This window comes from Roseicyclus sp., from assembly GCF_018402035.1.
In the GTDB taxonomy this organism is placed as follows: domain Bacteria; phylum Pseudomonadota; class Alphaproteobacteria; order Rhodobacterales; family Rhodobacteraceae; genus Roseicyclus.
The window spans coordinates 1-3517 of record NZ_JAGYJN010000041.1; the positions used below are offsets into that span (position 1 = coordinate 1).

The 3517-nt window shown below is 63.2% G+C and carries 3 protein-coding genes and 1 pseudogene; 1 reads left to right on the forward strand and 3 read right to left on the reverse strand.

The features are described 5' to 3' along the window. Window positions 1-216, reverse strand: a 216-nt coding sequence (locus KG698_RS14800; RefSeq protein ID WP_213686315.1) for a hypothetical protein, incomplete at its 3' end; no start/stop codon positions are given. On the opposite strand from KG698_RS14800, the gene KG698_RS14805 reads away from it, so the two are divergent. Then, entirely contained in the window at window positions 205-2709 is a 2505-nt protein-coding gene (locus tag KG698_RS14805) for an FAD-dependent oxidoreductase (RefSeq protein ID WP_213686316.1), read from the forward strand. The genes KG698_RS14800 and KG698_RS14805 overlap by 12 nt on opposite strands. On the opposite strand, the gene KG698_RS14810 is transcribed toward KG698_RS14805, so the two are convergent. Next, window positions 2706-3356 carry a DUF938 domain-containing protein gene (locus KG698_RS14810; RefSeq protein ID WP_213686317.1) on the reverse strand — a complete coding sequence of 217 codons (651 nt, stop codon included), beginning with the start codon at window positions 3354-3356 and terminating at the stop codon, window positions 2706-2708. The genes KG698_RS14805 and KG698_RS14810 overlap by 4 nt on opposite strands. Beyond that, window positions 3353-3517 (reverse strand): annotated as a pseudogene (locus KG698_RS15730) (glycerol-3-phosphate dehydrogenase); the annotation flags it as partial. The gene KG698_RS14810 and the pseudogene KG698_RS15730, both read right to left, overlap by 4 nt.

A 3517-nucleotide genomic window follows, 5' to 3' on the forward strand; every position in this document is an offset into this window, starting at 1 on the left:
GCGCATGCGAATTTTCGTACGAAAATTCGGGGGCTCTGCCCCCGCCCGTGCCGGGCTCCCCCGGGATATTTTTGAAACGAAGAAGCGTGCGATGGTGCATGTCGCTTTCGTGTCGATTTCGGTCGGGTGAGTGTGGCGCAAACCGCGCCACTCGGGCAGGTAAGGATTGGATATCAGCGCCCAATCCCGAAGGATCAGCAGGCCATGAAAACGCATGTCAAAGCCCTTGTCGTCGGTGGTGGCGCCGTCGGCACATCGATCGCCTACCATCTGGCCAGCGCCGGGTGGGATGATGTCATGCTGTTGGAACGCGATGAGTTGACCAGCGGCTCGACCTGGCATGCGGCAGGCTTGCTGCCTTTGTTCAACATGGGCTACGCGACAAGCCATATCCATGACTACTCGGTCAAGTTCTACAAGACGCTCGAGGCCGAGACAGGACTGAACGCCGGGTTCTCAGTCGTGGGCAATCTGCGCATGGCACAAACCGATGCGCGCATGGATGAATACATGCTTTATGCCGCGACCGCAGAGACCGTGGGCATTCCCTATGAGTGGCTGACACCCGCCGAGATCAAGGCGCGCTGGCCCTTGGTGCGGACCGAGGATCTCAAAGGCGCGATCTATCATCCGACCGACGGCTACATCAACCCCGCCGATGTGACCATGGCCATGGCCAAGGGCGCGCGCCAGCGCGGTGTGGTGATCGAACGCAAATGGCAGGTCGATGGCTATCACTGGACCGGCTCGGAATGGCAGGTCAGCGTGACCAAGATGGTCGAGAAGGGGGGCAATCTTGTTCCCTCCGACGAGACCGCGATGATCACCGCCGAGCATGTGGTCACCGCCACCGGCAACCACGCACAGCGCACGGCGAAGCTTTTGGGGATCAAGATCCCCGCCATCCCGGTCGAGCACCAGTATATCGTGACCGAGCCCGATCCGGCGTTGGTGGAATGGCGCAAAACAAATGGCGAGCATCCCGTGCTGCGCGATGCAGATGCCAAATGGTATGTCCGCGAAGAGCGTGGCGGCTGGATCTTGGGGCCCTATGAATACGGCGCGCCCGCCTGTTTCGAATATAGCGTGCCCGACAGTTTCCGCGCCGATCTTTTCCCGCTCGATCTGGAGCGGATCGAAGAAGAATACATGAGCATGATCCACCGCATCCCCTCGTCCGAAACGGTGGGGCTGAAGGATGATTTCAACGGCCCCATCTGCTACACGCCCGATGGCAACCCGCTGGTGGGCCCGGCACCGGGCCTGCGCAATATGTGGCTGGCCGAGGGCTTTTCCTTCGGCATCACGGCGGCGGGTGGCACCGGCTATTACCTGGCCCAGATGATGGTCGCAGGCGAGGCCGAGATCGACATGGCCGCCCTCGACCCCAAGCGCTATGGCGCGGATTGGATGACCACCGAATATGCCGCCCGCAAGAACGAAGAATGCTATTCCCATGTCTTCATCTTGCATCACCCCGATGAAGAGCGCGAAGCCTGCCGCCCCTTGCGGACTGCCCCCGCCTATGACCGGCAAAAGGCGCTCGGCGCGCAGTTCGGCTGTGTCAACGGCTGGGAGCGTCCGAATTACTACGGCCCCAAGGACGCGCCCGAGGGTTACGATCATGACAGCCGCAGCTTTCGGCGCGGCGCATGGTGGGACTATGCCCGCACCGAGGCCGAAGCGATCCGCAAATCCGCCGGGCTGATCGATGCCACAGCCTTTAGCAAGCATCTGTTGCGCGGCCCCGGTGCCACGGCATTCTTGGACGGCTTTACCTGCAACAAGCTGCCCAAGGTGGGGCGGATCAACCTGACCTATGCCTTGACCGGCGCGGGCACGGTGCGCACCGAATATACCATCGTGCGGCTGGCTGAGCATGAATACTACCTCGTCTCGGCAGGGGCATGGACAGCCTATGATGGCGATTACCTGACCAAGGCCGCCGAAGATTTCATGGCCGCAGGCGGGGCATATGTCGACATCCATGACGTCACCACGCAATGGGGCGTCTTTGCCATCGCCGGGCCAAATGCGCGCGCGATCTTGCGCGACATCGTCAAGGATGCCGATCCCGAGACGGTCTTGGGCAACAAACGTTTCCCATGGCTTTCCATGCGCAATATCGAGTTGGGCATGTGCCCGGTGCGCGCGATCCGGGTGGCCTATACCGGCGAGTTGGGCTGGGAGTTACACCACCCCATCGAAATGCAGCGCTATCTTTGGGATTTGCTGATGGCGGCGGGCGAAAACCATGGGCTGAAACTGGTCGGGGCGCGGGCGCAGAACTGGCTGAGGCAGGAGAAGAGCTATCGCGCCTTCGGCACCGAACTGGGCCGGGACGCCACGCCGCTCGAGGCGGGCTTGGATCGCTTCGTCGATCTGGACAAGGCGTTTCACGGCAAGGATGCGATGCTGGCGACGGGTATCCGGTCGAAATGCGTCACGCTTCTGATCGATGGTCCGGCCGATGCCGACCCTTGGGGGCGCGAGGCATTGCTGCTTGATGGGCAAAAGATCGGGCGCCTCACCTCGGGCGGGTATTCGGTCGCCTTCGGGCGTCAGATCGGCATGGGCTATGTGCGCCCCGATCTGGCGGTGGTCGGCACGAAGCTGAAGGTCCGCATGTTCCGCGAACTCTGGGATGCGGTGATCGTCGAGGATAGCCCCTATGACCCGCAAAATGCCGTGATCCGGATCGACGGTTAAGCCGGGCGGCTGAACACCAGCAACAGGTTGTTGGCGGGCATCGCGATGGTGTCGGCATGGGCAAGCCCGTGGCCTTGCAGCATCGCGATGACATCGGCCATGTCCTTGTAGCCGATGGCGGGGTCTTGGGCACGCAGTGCCGCGTCGAAATCGGCATCACCTTGGCTTGTCGTCTGCCCATCGCGCAAGAAGGGGCCGTAGAGCGCAAAGCGCCCGCCGGGGGCGAGGGCCTTGGCGACCTCGGCCAAAAGCGCCGCGACCTCGGGCATGGAAATCAGGTGCAGCAGGTTGATCAGCACGATCAGATCGGCGGGGCCATGATCCTTGGCCCAGCCGGGGCGCGCGGCATCCAGATGCAGGGCCGGGCTTATATTGCTCAGGCCCGCATCCGCCACCCATGCCGCGATCGAGGCGCGGCGCGTGGGGTCGGGATCGGTCGGCTGCCAATCCAGCCCCGGCATGGCGGCGGCGAAGGCGATCACATGCTCGCCCGTGCCGGAGGCGATTTCCAAGGCGCGGCCTGACGCAGGCGCGATGCGGATCAATTTCGCCGTGATCGCGTCGCGGTTCCTGAGCGCCGAGGGCGCCGAGATGCGCGCATCGGCACCTGTCGCGGCGGTATCGGGCAGATCAAGCTTGCGGATCATGCTATGCCTCCGCGAAACCGCGCAGGCGAGAGCGTCGCGACCAGATCAGCGTCCAACTCCGGCACGCGTCCGCCAACCAGATCGGCCACCAACCGCGACGCGGCGGGGGCTGTCTGAAACCCATAGCCGCCCTGCCCTGCAACCCAGATGAAACCGGGATC

What these genes read in the sequence shown, in the direction of transcription:
- KG698_RS14805 (WP_213686316.1), top strand. Translation starts at nt 205, where the DNA reads ATGAAAACGCATGTCAAAGCCCTTGTCGTCGGTGGTGGCGCCGTCGGC.
- KG698_RS14810 (WP_213686317.1), bottom strand. Translation starts at nt 3,356, where the DNA reads ATGATCCGCAAGCTTGATCTGCCCGATACCGCCGCGACAGGTGCCGAT.